The sequence below is a fragment of the Hymenobacter latericoloratus genome (genome assembly GCF_014199535.1).
Taxonomy (GTDB): Bacteria; Bacteroidota; Bacteroidia; order Cytophagales; family Hymenobacteraceae; genus Hymenobacter; species Hymenobacter latericoloratus.
The window spans coordinates 882,248-901,237 of sequence record NZ_JACHNV010000003.1 but is presented as its reverse complement, the minus strand read 5'-3'; the positions used below and the strand labels follow the sequence as shown (position 1 = coordinate 901,237).

The window sequence follows — 18,990 nt, the reverse complement described above, 5'->3', positions numbered from 1 at the left end:
ACCCGGCCTTCTCCCGTAAAGGGTAGGGCCGGTGCTGCCGTCCTAATTCCTATTTTTGCCGGCCTACCTGCCACCTGGGTTTCCTGCATGTCGCAACGAGTACTGGTCTTTTTAACGGGTCTGCTGCTGCTCTCGGCGCTGGGCTCCTACGTGTACTACCGCCGCACCGTGGCGCGCGTGCCCGTGGACCCCTGGGCCCTGGTGCCCGACGATGCCGTGCTGGTAACCGTCACGCGGGACCACGCTACGCTGGTGCGCCACCTCAAGGAAACCCAACTCTGGGACAACCTGATGGCCGTGCGCTACTTCCAGCAGATGGAGGAAAACCTGGCCCTGGCCGACAGCCTGACCGGGGGGCGGCAGGTGGTGCTGCGGTTCCTGGGGCGCAAGCGCGTGCTCACGTCCCTGCACGTAACCGGCCCGGGCCGCTTCGATGTGCTGTTTCAGGTGCCCATCAGCAGTGTGCGCGAGTACCGGCAGGTGCGCAGCCTGGTGGAAGGCCTCAGCCGCGACGCCCGCTTTCAGGTAACCACCCGCGAGTACCAGGACCAGCAGCTAACCGAAATCCGGCCCCACGGCCGCGACGAGGGCGTGACCCTGCTCAACTACCGCAACCACCTGCTGCTCAGCGCCAGCCCGGCGCTGGTGGAGGCCGTGGCCCGGCGTCTCGAAAACCTGGACGCCCCCACCGTAGCCGCTGAGTTTCAGAGCACCGACTACTTCCGGCTGCGCGGGGTAGATGCCACGCTGCTGCTAAACCAGCGGCGGCTGCCCCAGCTGCTGAGCGTGTTTTTCCGGCAGGAGCTGGGGCCCGAAATAGCCGCCGTTGCCAGCCTGGCCCGCAACGAGATGACGCAGATGAAGCTGGCCGGCAATAAGATTGTTTTCAATGGCTTTGCGAACCCCGAAACCGCCCGCGACGCCCTGCACCAGCGCCTGGTGGGGCAGCCGGCCCAGCGCCTGCGCATGGCCGAAGTGCTACCCCTGCGCGCGGCCTTGGTGGTGCACCTCGGGCTAGGGCCCGCGGCGGCCCTGCGCGGCCCGCGCCCGTTGCGGGCCCTACCCCCCGATTCGGTAGCCACCGCCGTGCAGCCCCTGCTCGACAGCCTTACCGCCGAGCTAAGCCAGGAGGTGGCCCTGTGTTACCTGGCTACCCCCTCGGCGCGGGCCCGGCCGGGCAAGCTGGCCCTGGCCTACACGGCCAACCCCGCTAAAGTAGCCAACCTGCTGGGGCAGCTGCGGCGCGCCGTGGGCGCTTCGCCGGCTTTCGGGAGGGTAGGGCCGTATCAGCTGCACCAGACGGGCGTACCGCACCTGCCGCAGCGGCTGCTGGGCTCGTTGTTTCAGGGCTTCGAGCAGCCGGTGGTAGCGCAGGTCGGCAACTACCTAGCCTTCGGCGACACCGAGCCGGCCCTGCGCCAGTGGCTGACGGACGTGGCCGCCGGGGAGGTCTGGAGCCGCTCACCCACGCAGGTAGCTTTTCTGCAGGAAACCCAGCCCCTGGCCCGCCTGAGCGTGCTGCTCGATACCCGCAACTGCTGGAACCTGCTGCTGCGCGGGCTGCAGGAAGAGCGGCGGGCCGGCCTGCTGCGTAATGAAACCTTGTTTAAGCGCTTCCCCCAGATTGCCCTGCAGTGGGTGCCCGCTGCCAACGAGCAGGAGGCCGGGGCGCAGTATTTCACCCAGTTTGTGCTGCGCCACCCGGTAGCGGGGCCCGCCACGGCCCGCCCGCAACACCCCGATGGCACTGGCAGCGTCCTCGATTTTAAGCTACCGCTCAGCAGCTCCCCCGAGCTGGTTGCCGTGGCTGGTGCCCGCCTGCCCGGCGTGCTGGTGCAGGACACGGCCCGGCTGCTGCACTACATCACGCCCGATAACGTGGTGGCCTGGTCCGATTCTTTGTCGGGGCCGGTGGTGGGGCCGCCGTACCGGCTGCCGGGAGGCACGGGGCTGCTGCTGGCTACTCCGGGCCAGCTGTTTCAGTACAACACGCAGGGGCAGCTTCAGCCCAACTTCCCGCTTAACCTCCCCGATACCGTGCGGGCCACCTCCCTTACGGTGTCGCCGCCCGGAGGTGGAGCGGCGGCGCGCCTGCTGGTAGCCGGGGCCAGCGGCAACCTGTTTCTCTATGATACCCAGGGCCAGACCTTTCCGGGCTGGCAGCCCAAGCAGCTGGAGTTCCGGCTGGCAGGCCCCCCCCAGTACCTGGTAGTAAATGGCCGCGACGTGGTGGTGGTGCTGCTGGAAAACGGCTACGTGTATGCCTTCGACCAGGCCGGCGGTACCTACCCCGGCTTTCCCATCAGCATCGGGGCGCGGCTAGGCAGCGGCGTGCTCGTGGAGGCGGGTACTACCCTGCGCCGCACCCGCCTGACGGTGGTCAGCCAGCGGGGCGAGCGGGTAAGCTTCAACCTGAGCGGGGAGGTAGTAAGCCGCAGCCGGGTGGCTACCTGGAGCCGCACCTCCCAGTTCCGGCTCATCCCCGATCAGCAGCAGCGTACCGGCGTAATCGTGCGCGAAGATGGGGGCCAGCTTGTGCTGTTTACGCTTGGCGGCCAGCAGGTCCTGAGCCAGCGCTTTGTTACGTCGGCGCCGCGCTCGGTGCAGTATTTCAATTTCGGGCCGGGCCGGCAGGTGTACGCCCTCACCGAAACCGGCCCCGGCAAAACGTACCTCTACGACGCCCGCGCCCGTCTTGTTGGTGGCCAGCCCTTTGACAGCAGCACCCCCCAGATTGCCCTGGCCCACGATGCTTCCACCGGGTTATACTACCTCTATCGGGTGGTAGGCAAGGAGCTTCGCCGCACCGACGTCCGACTGGCGCAGTAAGGAGGAGGTGAAGAGGTGAAGAGGTGAAGAGGTGAGGAGGTAAATGGTGACAGGTAAGCGGAGAGAAGGAGAAGGAGGTGAACCGGAGGCCAGAAGTCTGTCGCCAGTCCATTTATCCTTTCACCTCTTCACCTCTTCACCTCCTCACCTTCTCACCTCATTACCTCATTACCTCTTCACCGCCTTGAGAGCCAGCCTTTGCGGTAGAAGAAGGTGAGCTGACCGATTACCACTACCAGCATAAAGCTCAGCACACCCACGTAGCCCCACGGGCTGTACAGCTCCGGCATGTTGAGGTGGTTGATGCGGCCGTCGGGGCCTTCGCGCTGAAAGTTCATGCCGTAGAGCCCCACCACGAAGCTCAGCGGGATAAAGATGCTGCTGATGATGGTCAGCACTTTCATTACCTCGTTGGCCCGGTTGCTCTGGTCCGACATGTACAGATCAATCAGGCTGCTGACGGTTTCGCGGTAGCTTTCAGCTAGGTCCAGGGCCTGGATGGCGTGGTCGTAACAGTCGCGGAAGAAGACCTTGATTTCTTCGGGAATTTCCTCGTCGGGCAGGCGCAGGATTTCCGCAATTTTGTCGCGCTCCGGATACACCAGGCGCCGGAACCGCACAATGTCCTTCTTGATGTGCAGAATCCGGTTGAGCACGCGCCTATCGGAGCGGCCCTGAAAAATGCGCTCCTCCAGCACCTCCAGGTAGTCGCCGATGGCGGCCATAGTGGGGTAGTAGTGGTCCAGCACCACGTCGGTGAGGGCGTAAGCCAGGTATAGGGAGGAGCGGCGGCGGATGGAGCTGCGGGAGGAACGCAGGCGCTGGCGCACGGCATCCAGGCAGTCCTCGTAATCGTCCTGAAACGTGAGCACGTAGTTCGGGCCCGTGAAAATAGAGAGCTGGTCGTCGTTGATATCCAGCAGGCGGGTAAACTCCGTCATGCGCGACACCATAAACAGCCCATCCTCGCTTTCCTCCACCTTGGCCCGCTGGTAGTCGCCCAGCACGTCTTCCATCTGCAGGGGGTGAATCCGGAAGTCGTCCTGCAGGCGCTGCATCAGGGCCAGGTCGTTGTAGCCGCGCACGTCAATCCAGTGGCGCAGCTCGGGGTGAGCCCGGAAGTAAGCCAACAGCTGGTCGTAGTGCGGGTACTCCTGCTCCACCACGTGGTCGGTGCTGTAAGAAATCAGGAACAGGCGGGGAGTAAGTGCTCCTTCCCGGACAATGAGCGTGCCCGGGCGCTGGCCTACCTGCTGCTCCCGCGCCTGCCGGGTGGCAGAGTGGTCGGCTACCCCGTGGGTAGGCAGATGGTCGTCATCGTCCGGGGCCGGGGCAGGAGCGTCGGGGGGCGTTACGGGGAGGGGAGTAGGGTCGGGGGCAGACATCAGTACAGAAAGCAGAAGCCAATAACTGGGGCAGTTTACGGGATTCGCGCGAAAAACGTCTGCCTTTGCCTACCCGGGCCGGGTAGGGGCGAGGCTCCCGCCGCCCGGCTGCCCCAGCCAGCGGGTGCGGGCAGATTCCGGGCAAAATCCTTGTACTTTCGCCCGCTGTTTTGTCCTTATCCGTACCCCGTTGTCGTTGTCTGCTGCCGCCGTTTCCGTTGTTTTGGGGCCCCTACCGCTTTCCGGCCGGCGCCTGGTAGTGCGGCTGCAGCCGGGCGGAGTGGCTGCCCCGGCCTGGCCAACGGCTTATCAGCCCTGGCTTTACCTGACGCCGCCTCACCTGGCCTTGCAGCAGAGTCCCCACGCACCCCTGCATTTTTTCCTGGAAGATGAGGCCGCCGGCCAGACCCTCGCGCAGCTCTCGGTGTGTGAAACCGAGGACTGGCAGGCGGCCCGCAGCCCCTGGCAGGCGCCGTTTGGCGCGGTGCAGGCTGCGGAAGAGCTGCCCACGGCCGCCTTGCAGGCCTTTCTGGAGGTAGCGCACCAGCAGCTGGCCCAGCGGGGCATCCGGCACCTGACGCTGCGCCCCCACGCCTTTGCCTACCAGCCCCGCTTCAGTGCCCGCCTAACCCAGGTGCTGACCCAGCTGGGGTACGAAGTGGAACTGGCCGAGCTGAATATGCATCTGCCCCTGGCGCAAAGCTACGTGGCCCGCCTGCACCCCTCGGAGCGGCGCCGGCTGAAAAAGTGCGAGCGGCACGGGCTGCGCTTCGAGCAGGAGCCGCCGCTGCTGCTGCCCCTGGCCTATGATTTTCTGCGCCGTTGCCGCGAGGAGAAGGGCCAGACGCTCTCCATGCCGCTGGAGCGCCTGCAGGAGCTGTTTCAGTTGTTTCCGCGGCAGCATTTCCTGTACTCGGTGCGGGATGCCCAGGGCCAGTGGGCCGCCCTGACGGTGGTTGTCCAGGTCAGCGACGACGTGCTGTATAACTTTTATCCGGCCAGTCCTCTGGCGTATAATTTTCTGAGCCCCATGGTACTGCTCAATGCCGGCCTGCACGCCTTCGGGCAGGCCAGCGGCATGCGCCTGCTGGACCTGGGCACCTCTACCTTGCCTACCGGCCTCAACTACTCCTTGCTGCAGTTTAAGCGCCATCTGGGCGGAATACCCAGTCTGAAGCTCACCTTCACGAAAACCTTTTAAAACCAGTAGACGCCTGGCGGCCCGGTACGCTGGTTTGGCGGCCGGTCTTGTCTTTTACCCTGACGGGCTATGCTGCCTACCCCCGATTCTGTTCCCAACTCCCACCCTGAGCCCCGTGCGGCCGTGCTGGGCCGCTTTTTGCGCGGCTCGCTCGGCTCGGGCGTGGCGGTGGGGGCGCGCACGGCCGGGGCGCTGGTGCTGGGCAAGCTGCTGGCCGTGTACGGCGGCCCCGGTGGGCTTACGATGCTGGCCCACTTCCAGAACCTGATGGCCTTGTTTACTACCCTGCCCAACGACGGCGTGCACGTGGGGCTGGTGAAATACCTGGCTCCCCTGCAGCCTGGTTCGGGCCGCTACCGGGCCTGGCTGGGGGCCGGCGTTCTGCTGAACCTGGCGGCGCTGGGCGTTGCGGCGCTGGCATTGCTACTGGTGCCGGGCCCGTTGGTGGGCGTGTTCGGCCGGGGTGCCGGGTGGGTGGCGGCCCTTCTGCTGGGGCTAGGGCTACTGACGGGGCACGCCCTGGTGGTATCGGTGCTGCTGGCAGCGGGGCGGCTCCGGGCCTACGTGGGCCTGACGGTGCTGCTGAGTTTGCTGGGGCCGGTAGCCGTGGGGCTCACGCTGCGGGCGGGTGGCACCGTAAGCACGGCGCTACTGGCCTATCTGCTGGCTCAGGGCGCTACGCTGGGCCCGGCCCTAGTGGTGGCCCGCCGCGCCGGCCTGCTGCCGGGGCTGCGGGGGCGGGCAAGCCAACCCGGCCTACGGGCGCTGGGGCGCTTTCTGCTGATGGCCCTGAGTGTGCTGCTCTTCAGCAAAGCCGTGGATTTCAGTTTGCGGGAAGTGCTGATCTGGCGCTTTGGCCTGGGGCCTACTGATTTGTGGCAGGCCGTTGCCAAGCTTTCAGATAACTATACCATGGTATTTTCGGCCCTGATGAGTAGCGTGTACTACCCCCGGCTGGCTGCCCTGAGCAGCCGCCCGGCCGAGCGGGCGCAACTGGTGCGCGCGGTGCTGGCCCTGCTGGCTCCCGGCCTGGCGGTAGGGTTGGGAGGGCTGTGGCTGCTGCGTGAAGGGTTGCTCTCCTTGCTTTTTGAGGCCCGCTTCGCGCAGGCTACGTTTCTGCTGGCCCCCCAGCTGGCGGCCGACTGGCTGAAGTTTCTGACCTGGGTGCTGCTGTTTCTGCTGACGGCCCAGGCCCGGGTAGGGCGCTACGTGGCCGTGCAGGCGGCCTCGGCCCTGCTGCTGGCCCTGCTGCTGGCCCTGCTGCTGCCGCGCTACGGGCTGCTGGGCGCCCCGCTGGCGCAGGCGGTTCGCTACGGTCTGCTGCTGGGGTGGTGCCTGTGGTATTTCCGGCGACAGGTGGGCTGGGCGTGAGGGCTGACTGCCGAATCGGTTTCCGGCTTGCGGACCGGGCCTGATGGTAGCCTCTGAAACTGCCGTAACTTGCCGGGCCTATGTCTGCTGCTGCCGCCCATTTGCCTCTCGTGTCCATTGTGGCGCTGTGCCACAACCACGCCCGTTTCCTGGAAACGGCCCTCGATTCCATTCTGGCTCAAACCTACCCCAACCTGGAGGTGATTCTGGTGGACGACGCCAGTACGGACGGCAGCCAGGCTATTCTGCGGCGCTACGCCACGGCCCACCCGCACTGGCAGCTGCTGCTGCTGCCCGAAAACGTGGGCAACTGCCGGGCGTTCAACCTGGGCTTCCGCCAGTCGAAGGGGGAGTTTATCGTGGATTTTGCCACCGACGACGTGCTGCTGCCCGCGCGCCTCAGCCGGCAGGTCAGGCAGTTTGAGCAGGTAGGGCCGCGCTGCGGGATGGTGTATTCTGATGCGGAACTGATTGACGAAGCCGGCCGCCACGTGCGCAACCACTTCCGCCCCGATGCGCGGGGGCAGCTGCAGCCCCGGCCGGCCTCCGGGCTGGTTTTCGCCGAGGTACTGGCCCGCTATTTCATCAGCACCCCCACCATGACCATGCGCCGGGCTACCCTGGAGGAGCTGGGGGGCTACGACGAAACCCTGGCCTACGAGGACTTTGATTTCTGGGTGCGGGCCAGCCGTAACTGGGAATTTCACTTGCTGCCGGAGGTTACCACCCAGAAGCGCCTGCACCCGCAGTCTATGTCGCGCAAGGGCTACCGCCCGAATGACCCCTACTTGGCTTCTACCATCCGGGTGTGCCGCAAGGCCCTGGCTTTGTGCCGCACCGGGGCCGAGCGCGCCGCCCTGGCCCGGCGGGTGCGCTGGGAGCTGCGCCAGGCCGTGCGCCACCGCAACCGGCCCGAAGCCCGCGAGCTATACCGGCTGCTGCGCGAGCTGCGCGCCGTGGGCCCCCTCGACTGGCTTCTCGGCCTGGCCTGCTAGCGGCTTCCTATTTCAAATAACGACACGGGCCCATCCTGAGCCACCAGGCGCCGCCGCGGATACCAGCTCAGCACCGAGTCAGGGGAATAGCGAATCAGCTTACGGGTGAGCTCGTCGTTGGAGAGGGTAGCGCGGTTGAGCAGCAGCCACCCGCGCTGGCCGGGGCGCAGCTGCACCGAGTCGCGGGCCCAGTAGCGGCGGTATTGCAGCCCCTGGGGCAGCCGGAAGCCGTAGTAAAAATCGTAGTTGCCAATCAAGTAATCATCCACGAAAACGACGCCCTGCGCCGGCCGCTGCAGGTAGCGGCGGATTAGGCGGTCCTGGGCAAAGTGCCCGGAAACCGATGGTTTGCGCATAAAATAAAGCGGCCGGATGGCCAGCGCCCCGGCCAGCACCAGCACGGTAGCCGCCGCCAGGCCGGGGGTAGCGGGCCGGAAAGCAGCCGGCCACACCGGGCGGGCCGCCAGCAGCCCCATGATTACGAAGTAGAGCCCGGGCAGCGCATACACCACGGCCACGGCGCTGCGGAGCCAGGCGGCCATCAGCAGCAAAACCAGGCCCACCGCCAGTGCCCGCCCGCCGGCTTGCCGCACCATCTGGCGCAACCCGAAACCCGCCGCCAGCGCCAGTGGGGGGAGCAGGGGGGTAGTCATGCGGGGCAGCAGGGTAATGGGGTTGTAGTGGCTCAGAGAAGTGCTGCCCACCCAGTACAGCATCAGCGTAACCAGCGCCAGCCCCAGCCAGAACGGCTGGTCGGCGGTGGCGCCACGGGGTGCAGCGGTTGTAACGGGCCCGAAAGAGCGGGTGAAGGCCACGGCCGCCAGCACCAGCATCAGCCCCAGCCCCGTACGCACAAAAAAGGTTAGCGGCTGCCAGGTTATGCGGTCCAGTAGGGCGCTCCGGTTGCCTGCCAGGTAGTTGCCTTCCTGCAGAAACCGATTGGTGTTTTCGATCAGATGAATGCGGTAAAACGCATCGTGCGTGTAGTGGTGGTAGAAGGCCAGATACGCCGCCAGCAGCCCCGCGCCGGTAGCCAGCGCCGCGCCCCAAAAGCGCCCGTGCCGCCTCTGCCAGCCATCAACTGCCAGCACGCCTAGGTAAAAAGGCAGGTAGTACACGATGGTTTCCTTGCTGAGCAGGGCCGCAAAGGACAGTCCGGCGAAGGCCACTCCCCACCAACCGGCCCGGCGGTTCGGCTCCCGGCCCCGCAGCAGGGTAGCCGCCCCGGCCAGGCACCAGAACATCAGGATGTTATCGGGGTAGAGGTAGTTGGTGAGGTTAAGGGTAAAGTAGTGCAGACCCAGCAGCAGCATGGCCCCAGCGGCCACCACCGGCTCGCGCCGCCGGTACAACCACCAAATCAGCCCGGCGCAGCCCAGCGTAGCCAGCAGGGGCCACAGGGTGGTGCTGATGATGTTGATGCCAAACAGGGCGTAGCAGACCGCCACCGGCCCAAAAATCAGGGGACGCTCTTTCAAGGGGTCGTGGAGCAGGCCCAGCGGGTCAGGCTCCACCCGAAACGTGCCGCTGAGCAGCTGGTGGGCGTAGCGGGAGTAGAAATAATCATCGAGGGCGTACAGCCCCTCGTGGGTTAGCAGAAAATACGCCACGGTCAGGGCTACTACCAGCAGCAGCGTCCAGTCGGGCAAACGGGAGGTCACACGGTTCACCCCGGCAAGGTAAGCGGTGAGATGGTGAAGTAGTGAATTTGACGTTCTGCCGGCGCGAGCGGTCTGAATTGCCCGGCAGGCCGGTAGAATCCGGCGGCTACAGAAAGAACCAAAGCCCAGCGGGGCGACACAAATTGTTGAACAATGAGGTATCGTTCCGCTGGCTTTGAGAAATGTAGAGCGGTAGGGAATACTACCGCCCTGTCGCTTCTCCGAGGCTACCGGGCAGCTCGCGCCGGCAGGACGGCCAACCCACCGTTTCACCAGTTCACCATCTCACCGCTTACCTTGCGGGCTATGATACTTCGTCGGTTTGGTTTGGTGGCGTTACCCCTGCTGTTGCTGCTCCTGAGCGGGGTAGGGCTGGGCTGCTATTTCGAAACCAACGACGACCTGACAATTATTGAGCTGCTGCGCGGCACCACGGCCGCCGCCCCCGTAACGGATCTGCACCTGTATTTCCACGGCTACGCTGCCCTGTGGAGCCAGCTGTACACAGCGTATCCGCTGGTTCCGTGGTATGCCCTCACGCTATACGGCCTGCTGTATGTGGCTACGGTACTGGTGTTTGCGGTGCTGTGGCGGCTATTGCGCCCGAAGCTGGGGGTAGGGGTGCTGGTGCTGCTTCTGGGTCTGTTTTGGGGGGTAGCGTGGCTGGAGCACGGCTTCTGGTTTAACTACGCCCGGGTGCCAGTGCTGCTGGCCGGAGCCGGGCTGTTGTTTGGCGCTCAGCGCACTTCGGCCCGCTGGGCCCTGCTGGTAGGGGTCGGGCTTTTCGGGTTGGCCTGGCTGATTCGGCCGAGCGTGGCCCTGCTGGGCGCCCTGGCTGCCGCCCCCGGCGTGTGGTGGCTGGCCGGGAGAAGAGGGCTGCCGCTGCTGGCGGGGGTAGGGGCCTGGGCGGTGGTGGGCGCCCTCTGCCTCAACCTGACCTGGAGCCCGGAAGCGGCCACGTTCCGCCGCCTCGATGTGCTCAAGTCCAACCTCAACGACTTCCAGCTCACGGCCCCGCCCTTGCAGCCGCTAACCGCGCGCGATAATCTGGGCCTGGCCGCCGCCCGCCGCTGGATGTTTTCCGACTCTACGCTGGTAAACGAGGCGTTTTTCCGGCGGGCCGCCCCTGTAGGTCCCGCGTACTTTCTACTGCACACCGCCCCCGCCAAGCTGGCCGCCCTCCCGGCCCAGCTAGCCCGCGACTATTTTCCGCTGTGGCTGCTGGTAGGGGGCACCTGGCTGCTGGTGGTCAGGCGGCCCGGCCCGCGCCGGAGCTTCTGGCTGGTGCAGCTGGCTTACGCGGGCCTCATGCTGGGCTTGGGCACCCTGCTGAAGCTGCCGCCCCGGCTGGCCCTCCCGCTGCTCGACTTCTGGGTGCTGAGCAACTGGGTGTTTCTTGTTCAGCGCCCAGGCCAGGCGGCGGCTGACCGTCGCGCCGGGCGTATGCTACTGCTCGTTCTGCTTGGAGCAGCCCTGCCCTATGGCTACAAAGTGTATCACCGCAGCCAGGTGCTGGCCCGGGAGCGGCAGCAAAACCAGGCGGAGCGCCGCCGACAGCTGCGCCTGGCTCACCCGGCCCGCATCATAGTCGCCGATGCCCTCGGGAGTACCTACAAGTCGGGGGCACCTTTTGCGGAAGGCAACCTGCCGGGGCGTAACCAGCCGGCTGGGCAGGTTGACGTGGCCGGCTGGCAAACCCTGCACCCTTCCCAGGCAAGGCTCCGGCAGCAGCTCACGGGCACCCGCTACTTCCCGGAAGCCCTGCGGCGCCTGGGCGCGCGGCCCAACGTGGCCTGGGTCCTGACACCGGAAGGTGCCGCCATCCTCAATCAGCAGCTGCGCCTGGCGCAAAGCGCCACGCCTGCCGCTTCTCTGCTGGAGCCAGTGCACCCTGGTCCAGTCCAACCTGAAACGGCTCAGCTTTACCGGATGCGTGTAAAATTCCCGCAATAGGGGCCGGAAGCCAAAATTTTGTAGTCCCGCATGGACTTATTCGGTTAGCGACGGGGTAGGAAGAATATACCTTTGGTTTCGAATACTTCTCCCTTTGCCACCCATTGCCATGATTACTGCCTCCGTTACTTCCCGCTCGGAAGTGCTCCAGCACCTTGAATCCTTCGTGAAAGAGAACATGGGTTCGTTCTTGAAAAGCGTGGAAAGCAGCTGGCAGCCTTCCGATTTCCTGCCCGATTCCCGCCTCGATAATTTCTTTGATGAAGTAAAGCTGCTGCGCGAGCGGGCCAAGGAACTCAGCTACGATCTGCTGGCTGTACTCATCGGCGACACCATCACCGAGGAAGCCCTGCCCAACTACGAGGCCTGGTTTCATGAGCTCGACGACCTGAACCGCGACCCCAACAACGGCTGGGCCCAGTGGATTCGGGGCTGGACGGCCGAGGAAAACCGCCACGGCGACCTGCTCAACCGCTACCTCTACCTCTGCGGCCGCGTGAACATGCGCGAGTTTGAGGTCAGCACCCAGTACCTCATTGCCGATGGCTTCGACCTGGGCACCGCCCACGACCCCTACCGGGCTTTCGTGTACACCAGCTACCAGGAAACGGCCACCAATATCTCGCACCGCCGCGTGGGGCAGCTGGCCCGCAAAGCCGGCGACGACCAGCTTTCCAAGCTCTGCGGCATGATTGCCGGTGACGAAACCCGCCACGCCCGCGTCTATAAAACCTTCGTAGAGAAGATTTTCGAGGTTGATCCTTCGGAAATGATGCTGGCCTTCGAGGACATGATGCGCAAGAAGATTGTGATGCCCGCCCACTACATGCGCGAGATGGGGGTAGAGATGGGCAAAACCTTCGGCCACTTCACCGATGCCGCTCAGCGCCTGGGCGTGTACACCAGCCAGGATTACACCGATATCCTGGAAACCCTGATCAAAGACTGGAAAATCGATCAGATTACCGGCCTCAACGGCTCCGCGGAAAAAGCCCGTGAGTATATCATGGCCCTGCCCAACCGCCTGCGCCGCGTAGCCGACCGCATGCCCGTACCGAAGCTGGAATACAAGTTCAAATGGATTGAGTAACAAGCCATTCGCTTATAAAAAAGCCTCCGCAACCAAGTTGCGGAGGCTTTTTTTACGTTACAGGAAAGCTACGAGCTAGGGGCGCGCGTCCATCGACTGGCCCATCACCAGCTTACCTGAGCTATCGAGGGTGTATTCTACGGTGCGGGTGCTGGCCGCGGAGGTAGTGCTACCGGCGGTGGTAGTACCACTGGTAGTGGCGCTGGCCGTAGCCGTGCTGCTGGTTACCGGGAACGTGCGTACCAGTTTGTTACCACTGATCTGGTAGGAGTCCTGGCCGGAGTAACCACTGCCGGCAGTGCCGCCTGGGGTGCCGGGAGCCGTAATGGGGGTGTAGCCCCGCTCCCCGAACTCAAAGGCATAGAGGCCGCCGTTGGCGCGCTTGTTGTCGGTCATCACGTACAGCTCGGGCTTGCCGTTGCCGTTCAGGTCGCCGGAGGCGATGTTGGTAACGGCGCCGTTCACTTCCAGGCGCAGCGGGTCAATGGTCTGAGCCGTACCGCGGTAGGAGCGGATGCTGATGACGCGCGGCTCCTGCGAGCCGTAGGTTTTCACGGCGAAGCGGTAGTCGCCCTGGGTTACCTCCCGGTTGAAGCTTACGTCCGTTTCATCAACGGTGGGAGAAACCGGAACAGATTCAGCGGAGGATTCGCTGGCTACGGGGCGCGTCGAGTCGCAGGCCGTCAGGGCGGCGGCCGCAACGCCAGTTACCAACAGCAAACGAGAAAAGGAAGAAGTAAACATAATGGAGAAGGAATTAGGGAGCATTCTGAGGAAAGCGCGGAACTCACCGCACGCCAGGGTAGCCCGGCAGAATTCAGCGTTTGTAAACGCAAGTTAGCAAGAATGAGTTGTATTTTTTCTATTATATAGTGATTAACATGTTACTACCTAAATATATGTATAGTAAATAGTTTTCAGAGAACAGCGGCTGGATTATTCTCGGAGCCCTGACCAGCCCTCCTCCGGACTAGGGCACTACCTGCACCCCTTTCCAGAAGGCTACCCGGCCTTTTATCTGCTGCGCGGCTTCTTTCGGCTCGGGGTAAAACCAGGCCGCATCCTTGTTCAGCTCGCCGTTTACTCGCAGTGAGTAGTAGCTGGCCCGGCCTTTCCAAGGGCAGGTGGTGCCCGCAATGCTGTCCTCAAAATACTCCCGCTTAACGGAGTCGGCGGGGAAGTAATGGTTGTTTTCTACGACAACGGTGTCGGCGCTTTCTGCCACAACCGTATTGTTCCAGATGGCTTTCATAAGAGGAGAGGGGTAGGGTGGAGCCTTCGGCTCGCGGGTAATGGAAATAAAACCTGGCTTGGCGCTGCGGCCACGCGTACGGTGCGGCGTAGAAGCAAACTGCTTCGGATGAACATTGCTACCCCGGCCGTTGTTCTAAAGGCTCACTCCCCCAGATATGTCAGCAGGCTTTCGTTTCCGGGACTTTGTTCCCGAGGAGTCAAGTGAGAAAGGCTTCGACTCCCTCTTCAAGATATTCATGCAGCTCGTGACCGTCACCTCCGGCGACGTGAGCGAGGCCCTGCAGTGGCTCAACGAGCTGGATAAGCAGTACGGCCTGACCGATAACGAGTACGGCATGGGCGACTTCATTGAGGACCTCAAGAAAAAAGGCTTCATTGATGAGGACCCCCAGCAGCCGGGCGCGTTCAACATCACGGCCAAAAGCGAGCAGAACATCCGGCGCTCGGCCCTGGAGGAAATCTTCGGCAAGCTCAAAAAGTCGGGCCAGGGCAACCACCGCACCCCGCACACCGGCCAGGGCGACGAGCTGAGCACCGATATGCGCGAGTTTCGCTTCGGCGACTCCCTGGAGCAGATTCAGATGACCGAGTCCATCCGCAACGCCCAGCTCAACCACGGCCTCGGCGACGGCGGCTTCATGCTGACGGAAGGTGACCTGGAAGTGCGCGAGAATGAGCACAAGAGCCAAACCAGCACCGTGCTCATGATTGACATTTCGCACTCCATGATCCTGTACGGGGAGGACCGCATCACGCCCGCCAAGAAGGTCGCCATGGCCCTCTCGGAGCTCGTAAAGCAGAAGTACCCCAAAGACTTTCTCGACGTGATTGTGTTCGGCAACGATGCCTGGCAGATTGAGGTGAAGGAACTGCCCTATCTGCAGGTGGGGCCCTACCACACCAACACCGTAGCCGGCCTGGAGCTGGCCCTGGACCTGCTGCGCAAGCGCAAGACGCCCAACAAGCAGATTTTCATGATTACCGACGGCAAGCCGACCTGCCTGAAGGAAGGGAACGGGTACTACAAGAACTCCTTCGGGCTGGATCGGAAAGTGGTGAACAAAACCCTGAATCTGGCCGCCGCCGCCCGTCGCCTCAAGGTGCCCATCACTACCTTCATGATTGCCTCTGACCCCTACCTGCAGCAGTTCGTGCAGGAGTTTACGGAGGTGAATCAGGGCAAAGCCTACTACAGCTCCCTGAAAGGCCTGGGCCACCTGATTTTCGAGGACTACAAGCGCAACCGCCGCAAGTCGGTGTAATAACACTAAGCTTATAAGCTGGCGACAAATGGTTTACAAGAAAGCCGCTGGGGTAGCGTTACCTCAGCGGCTTTTTTTGTATCCTGTCCATATGAACTACAAATTGTTAGTGAGCGTATTTCTACTCAGCGGCTGCGCTGCCGTCCGGAGTACCCCGCCGCCTACCCCTGCCGCCGCCCCCAAACCGGCTACCACTGCCGTGCTGCGCGGCACCGTGCTGAACGCCCAGCCCGGCGACAGTGTGCGGCTGTGGCGCCAGCAGCCCGGGCAACTGCAGCGCACCGCGCAGGCGGTTGCCATTGCTCCGGATGGTACGTTCCGGCTGCGGGCGGAGAAGGTGTCGGATTCCCTGGACGTGCAGTTTGTGGTAGGCAACGCCCTGACGCTCTACCTGCGGGCCGGCGACTCGCTGGACGTGACGGTGGACCGCAAAAACTTTTACGAAACGCTCCGTTTCAGGGGCCGCGGCGCTCACGTCAATAATTACCTGGCCCGCGTCCAGCAGCATTTCGACTTTGATTTTGACAGCTTGCCCGAAAGCCAGGCTGGCCCGGCCGGCCCCGCCGAGTTTGCGCAGCGGGTAGATGCCTACCAGCAGCGCCAGCTCGATACCCTGGCCGCCTGGCAGGCCCGCGCCCCGCTGCCGACGCCGTTGCTGCGGCTGCGGCGCCGGGTACTGGCCCAGCAGCGGGTTCTTTCGCTGCTGCGCTACGCTGGCAACGTAAAGGGAACTACCAAGCAGGAACCGGTATTGCCTGCCACTTACTTTGGGTCTGTGCGCGAGTTGCACTGGCCTGCGGAAGGGGTATTTGCGTGCCGGCCCGCCGAGATGCAAACGGTAGCCTGCATGCTGGGGGCCTACCGCTACGCCTTTTTGGTGGCCCCCTCGGGGCGCCTGGCGGCTACCCCTGGCACCGGCGAACAGCTTTATGCCCGCACCACGGCTGATTTCGGCGAAACTACCCTGCGCGACCAACTGGTAGGCGACCTGCTCATCAACCAGCTGTACGACTTCCCGGATGAGGGCCGAGTGGCAGTACAAGCGGCCCTACCCGCGTTTCGCCGCCACAACCGCGACTCTACCATCGCCCGGAACCTGCGCGCGGCCTGGCGCAGCACGGCGGGTTTGCAGGCCGGTAGCCTGGCCCCGGACTTCACCCTGCGCGATGCCAGCGGGAAAAACGTAGCCCTGCACAGCTTTCGGGGCAAAGTAGTGTACCTGGATTTCTGGTATAGCAGCTGCGCCCCGTGCCTGGCCGAGGCCCCGGCGGCCGCCCGGCTGAAAAAGCAGTTCCAGGGCCGCGACGTAGTGTTTTTATATGTATCCGTGGACCGCAAAGCCGAGGACTGGCACCGCGCCCTGGCCAAGTACCCGCTCACCGGCCCTACCAGCGTGCACCTGCTGGACCCGGGCGCCACCCAAGCCGCGGCGGCCTACGGCGTGGGCGGCTACCCCAACTACTGGGTTATCGGGCGCGACGGGCGTATCTACCGGAGTGCCGCTCCGCGCCCCTCGGCGGGTGCCGAAACGGTAACGCTGTTGGAACAAGCCCTGACGGCTACCCATAGCGGCCGGTGAAGGAAATTCATTGATTTCGGAAACACTTCTCCCGAACCAACCGCCCGGCTTGCTAGTTATACTATTATTCCGGCTGCCTGAACCAGACTGACCCTGGTCTGGGCGTGTAGGCAGCCGGTAACTCACTCCCCCGTATGACTCAACCTGATATCCGCACCCTCGGTGCCCTGAAGCAGTCTGGCTACCAGCCCCGCTCCGTGAAGCAGGAGCTACGCGACAATCTGATTAAGAAGCTACAAAGCAAGCAGGACGTATTTCCCGGCATTTATGGCTACGAGGAAACGGTTATTCCGGAGCTGCAGCGCGCTATTCTGGCCGGCCACCACATCAACTTGCTAGGCTTGCGCGGGCAGGCCAAAACCCGCATTGCCCGCCTCTTGGTAAGCCTGCTCGATGAGTACGTGCCCGTAGTGGAAGGCTCGGAGCTGAACGATGACCCCCTGCAGCCCTTGTCGGTGTTTGCCCGCAACCTGATTGCTGAAAAGGGCGACGATACCCCCATTACCTGGCTGCACCGCGACGACCGGTACACCGAGAAGCTGGCCACCCCCGACGTATCGGTGGCTGACCTTATTGGTGATGCCGACCCCATCAAGGCCGCTACCCTCAAGCTGCCCTACAGCGACGAGCGGGTAATTCACTTCGGCCTGATTCCGCGCGCCCACCGCGGCATTTTCGTTATCAACGAGCTGCCCGACTTGCAGGCCCGCATTCAGGTGTCCTTGTTCAACATCCTGCAGGAGGGCGACATCCAGATTCGGGGCTTCAAGGTGCGCCTACCCCTCGATATTCAGTTTGTCTTCACGGCTAACCCCGAGGACTACACCAACCGCGGCTCTATTGTAACGCCGCTCAAGGACCGCATCGACGCGCAGATTATCACGCACTACCCCAAGAGCATCGAAATCGGCAAGCGCATCACCAAGCAGGAAGCCCGCATCCGGGAGGAGCAGCGCGGCTTGGTGACCACCAACGAAATCGTGCACGACCTGGTAGAGCAGGTAGCCATTGAGGCCCGCGGCTCCGAGTTCGTGGATGCCAAGTCAGGTGTGTCGGCTCGCCTTACTATTTCGGCTTACGAGCAGGTTATTGCCGCCGCTGAGCGTCGGGCTCTGCTCAACGGCGAAACCAACACCTACGTGCGTATTGCTGATTTCCTGGGGGCTGTGCCAGCCGTAACGGGCAAGGTAGAGCTGGTGTACGAAGGCGAGCAGGAGGGCGCGGGCATCGTGGCCGAAAAGCTCATGGGCAAAGCCATCCGAACCCAATTCCTGCAATACTTCCCCGACCCCGAGAAAACCAAGAAGCAAAAAGACAAGCCCAACCCGTATAAGCCGGTGCAGGACTGGTTTGGCTCCCGCACCATTGATTTGCTGCACGACGCCTCCGACGAGGATTACCGCAAGGTGCTGGATGTAGTGCCCGGCCTCAAGGACCTGGTGCAGCAGAGTGTGCCCAGCGAGCTGAGCAAGGAAAACCTGCACTTCTGGATGGAATTCGCCCTGCACGGCATGGCCGAGCACAGCCTGATTTCGCGCAACCGCCTCACGGCTGGTGCGCAGTTCAAGGACTTGCTCAGCAGCATGTTTACCATGCCTAACTTCGGCGACGATGACGACGATGATGAGGAATACCTGTCGTCGAAGAAGCGCAAGCGTCGGTAGGTTTTATCTTTAGCGCAAGCAAACGCCCCGTGTACCAGTTGGTGCACGGGGCGTTTGTGGTTGGTAGGGGGGGTAGGGAGCAGGGCTTGCCCCCGCCCGTCGGTGCACGAAATTGAATAGTTCACAGAATGGGGGCAACTCCTTACGTTCAACGGCGGGCGGGGGCAAGCCCCGCTCCCTACTGTGGTGATATTACTATATTGGACGTTGATATGGAGCCGCTTCCTGAACGCCGCAGTATTCGTTACGCGGGCTATGATTACAGCAGGGCGGGCTATTATGCCCTGACTATCTGCACCCGAAACAAGGAACATCTGTTTGGCAGCTTATTTCCCGATGAGCGGCTACGGTTATCTAGGCTAGGCCAGGTGGTTGTGGCCCAGCTAGAAGATCTACCGCACTATTACCCCACCGTACGGCTCGACACCTGGATGCTGATGCCGAACCATCTGCACTTTATTTTAGTACTCACCCGAAATGGTGCAGTGGCAGTAAGCCAGATTGTTGGCAGTTTCAAGTCGCGGTGCTACGGGCAATGGCGCGCCACCCTGCTTGCAGGCGGTCAGCCAGCGCCTCCGTCGTGCTGGCAGCGTAACTACTACGAGCGAATTATTCGCAACTCCACAGAGCTAGAAGCCCAACGCCGCTATATTCTCGAAAATCCTAGCCGCTGGAATACGCTATGAGCCGTAGGGAGCGGGGCTTGCCCCCGCCCGCCGTTGAACGAAAGGAGTTGCCCCCATTCT

14 protein-coding genes are annotated in these 18,990 nt (G+C 63.3%); 10 read left to right on the top strand and 4 right to left on the bottom strand.

Annotation, left to right across the window (positions count from 1 at the left end; genetic code table 11):
• The first annotated feature begins 87 nt into the window (after window positions 1-87).
• On the top strand, window positions 88-2,829 hold the full coding sequence (locus GGU46_RS14380) for a hypothetical protein (protein ID WP_183404229.1): 2,742 nt from the start codon (window positions 88-90) through the stop codon (window positions 2,827-2,829).
• A gap of 176 nt (window positions 2,830-3,005) precedes the next feature.
• On the opposite strand, the gene corA is transcribed toward GGU46_RS14380, so the two are convergent.
• The gene (gene corA, locus GGU46_RS14375) at window positions 3,006-4,214 is read right to left on the bottom strand and encodes a magnesium/cobalt transporter CorA (protein WP_183404228.1); all 1,209 of its coding nucleotides are present in this window, start codon (window positions 4,212-4,214) and stop codon (window positions 3,006-3,008) included.
• A 190-nt stretch (window positions 4,215-4,404) separates the two neighbouring features.
• Here corA and GGU46_RS14370 point away from each other — a divergent pair, with 190 nt between their 5' ends.
• The 3 genes from GGU46_RS14370 to GGU46_RS14360 all read left to right on the top strand — a co-directional run bounded on the left by GGU46_RS14370 (window position 4,405) and on the right by GGU46_RS14360 (window position 7,781).
• Window positions 4,405-5,415, top strand: a complete 1,011-nt coding sequence (locus GGU46_RS14370) for a hypothetical protein (RefSeq protein ID WP_184093998.1) — start codon at window positions 4,405-4,407, stop codon at window positions 5,413-5,415.
• Window positions 5,416-5,484: 69 nt separating this feature from the next.
• On the top strand, window positions 5,485-6,786 hold the full coding sequence (locus GGU46_RS14365) for an MATE family efflux transporter (RefSeq protein WP_183404226.1): 1,302 nt from the start codon (window positions 5,485-5,487) through the stop codon (window positions 6,784-6,786).
• 80 nt (window positions 6,787-6,866) lie between these two features.
• Complete coding sequence (locus tag GGU46_RS14360) at window positions 6,867-7,781, top strand: glycosyltransferase (protein ID WP_183404225.1); 915 nt, start codon at window positions 6,867-6,869, stop codon at window positions 7,779-7,781.
• Here the strand turns inward: GGU46_RS14360 and GGU46_RS14355 are convergent.
• Complete coding sequence (locus GGU46_RS14355) at window positions 7,778-9,442, bottom strand: ArnT family glycosyltransferase (RefSeq protein ID WP_183404224.1); 1,665 nt, start codon at window positions 9,440-9,442, stop codon at window positions 7,778-7,780. The two genes, GGU46_RS14360 and GGU46_RS14355, sit on opposite strands and share 4 nt — an antisense overlap.
• Before the next feature lie 306 nt (window positions 9,443-9,748).
• On the opposite strand from GGU46_RS14355, the gene GGU46_RS14350 reads away from it, so the two are divergent.
• Complete coding sequence (locus tag GGU46_RS14350) at window positions 9,749-11,395, top strand: hypothetical protein (RefSeq protein ID WP_183404223.1); 1,647 nt, start codon at window positions 9,749-9,751, stop codon at window positions 11,393-11,395.
• Between the two features lie 109 nt (window positions 11,396-11,504).
• Window positions 11,505-12,485, top strand: a complete 981-nt coding sequence (locus GGU46_RS14345) for an acyl-ACP desaturase (protein WP_183404222.1) — start codon at window positions 11,505-11,507, stop codon at window positions 12,483-12,485.
• Window positions 12,486-12,560: 75 nt separating this feature from the next.
• Here GGU46_RS14345 and GGU46_RS14340 read toward each other — a convergent pair whose 3' ends face one another.
• Window positions 12,561-13,229, bottom strand: a complete 669-nt coding sequence (locus GGU46_RS14340) for a hypothetical protein (protein WP_183404221.1) — start codon at window positions 13,227-13,229, stop codon at window positions 12,561-12,563.
• A gap of 226 nt (window positions 13,230-13,455) precedes the next feature.
• The gene (locus tag GGU46_RS14335; RefSeq protein ID WP_183404220.1) at window positions 13,456-13,737 is read right to left on the bottom strand and encodes a DUF427 domain-containing protein; all 282 of its coding nucleotides are present in this window, start codon (window positions 13,735-13,737) and stop codon (window positions 13,456-13,458) included.
• A 157-nt stretch (window positions 13,738-13,894) separates the two neighbouring features.
• Between GGU46_RS14335 and GGU46_RS14330 the strand changes: the two genes are divergently transcribed.
• From GGU46_RS14330 to GGU46_RS14315, 4 genes are all read left to right on the top strand, one after another.
• Window positions 13,895-15,001, top strand: coding sequence for a vWA domain-containing protein (locus GGU46_RS14330; RefSeq protein ID WP_183404219.1), 1,107 nt, complete (start codon window positions 13,895-13,897; stop codon window positions 14,999-15,001).
• 91 nt (window positions 15,002-15,092) lie between these two features.
• On the top strand, window positions 15,093-16,580 hold the full coding sequence (locus GGU46_RS14325) for a TlpA family protein disulfide reductase (protein ID WP_183404218.1): 1,488 nt from the start codon (window positions 15,093-15,095) through the stop codon (window positions 16,578-16,580).
• A 134-nt stretch (window positions 16,581-16,714) separates the two neighbouring features.
• A complete protein-coding gene (locus GGU46_RS14320; RefSeq protein ID WP_183404217.1) occupies window positions 16,715-18,244 on the top strand; it encodes a sigma 54-interacting transcriptional regulator in 1,530 nt (509 codons plus the stop codon).
• Window positions 18,245-18,456: 212 nt separating this feature from the next.
• Window positions 18,457-18,930, top strand: coding sequence for a transposase (locus tag GGU46_RS14315; RefSeq protein WP_183404216.1), 474 nt, complete (start codon window positions 18,457-18,459; stop codon window positions 18,928-18,930).
• The last annotated feature ends 60 nt before the right edge of the window (window positions 18,931-18,990 follow it).

What these genes read in the sequence shown, in the direction of transcription:
- GGU46_RS14380 (WP_183404229.1), top strand. Translation starts at nt 88, where the DNA reads ATGTCGCAACGAGTACTGGTCTTTTTAACGGGTCTGCTGCTGCTCTCG.
- corA (WP_183404228.1), bottom strand. Translation starts at nt 4,214, where the DNA reads ATGTCTGCCCCCGACCCTACTCCCCTCCCCGTAACGCCCCCCGACGCT.
- GGU46_RS14365 (WP_183404226.1), top strand. Translation starts at nt 5,485, where the DNA reads ATGCTGCCTACCCCCGATTCTGTTCCCAACTCCCACCCTGAGCCCCGT.
- GGU46_RS14360 (WP_183404225.1), top strand. Translation starts at nt 6,867, where the DNA reads ATGTCTGCTGCTGCCGCCCATTTGCCTCTCGTGTCCATTGTGGCGCTG.
- GGU46_RS14350 (WP_183404223.1), top strand. Translation starts at nt 9,749, where the DNA reads ATGATACTTCGTCGGTTTGGTTTGGTGGCGTTACCCCTGCTGTTGCTG.
- GGU46_RS14345 (WP_183404222.1), top strand. Translation starts at nt 11,505, where the DNA reads ATGATTACTGCCTCCGTTACTTCCCGCTCGGAAGTGCTCCAGCACCTT.
- GGU46_RS14340 (WP_183404221.1), bottom strand. Translation starts at nt 13,229, where the DNA reads ATGTTTACTTCTTCCTTTTCTCGTTTGCTGTTGGTAACTGGCGTTGCG.
- GGU46_RS14335 (WP_183404220.1), bottom strand. Translation starts at nt 13,737, where the DNA reads ATGAAAGCCATCTGGAACAATACGGTTGTGGCAGAAAGCGCCGACACC.
- GGU46_RS14330 (WP_183404219.1), top strand. Translation starts at nt 13,895, where the DNA reads ATGTCAGCAGGCTTTCGTTTCCGGGACTTTGTTCCCGAGGAGTCAAGT.
- GGU46_RS14325 (WP_183404218.1), top strand. Translation starts at nt 15,093, where the DNA reads ATGAACTACAAATTGTTAGTGAGCGTATTTCTACTCAGCGGCTGCGCT.
- GGU46_RS14320 (WP_183404217.1), top strand. Translation starts at nt 16,715, where the DNA reads ATGACTCAACCTGATATCCGCACCCTCGGTGCCCTGAAGCAGTCTGGC.
- GGU46_RS14315 (WP_183404216.1), top strand. Translation starts at nt 18,457, where the DNA reads ATGGAGCCGCTTCCTGAACGCCGCAGTATTCGTTACGCGGGCTATGAT.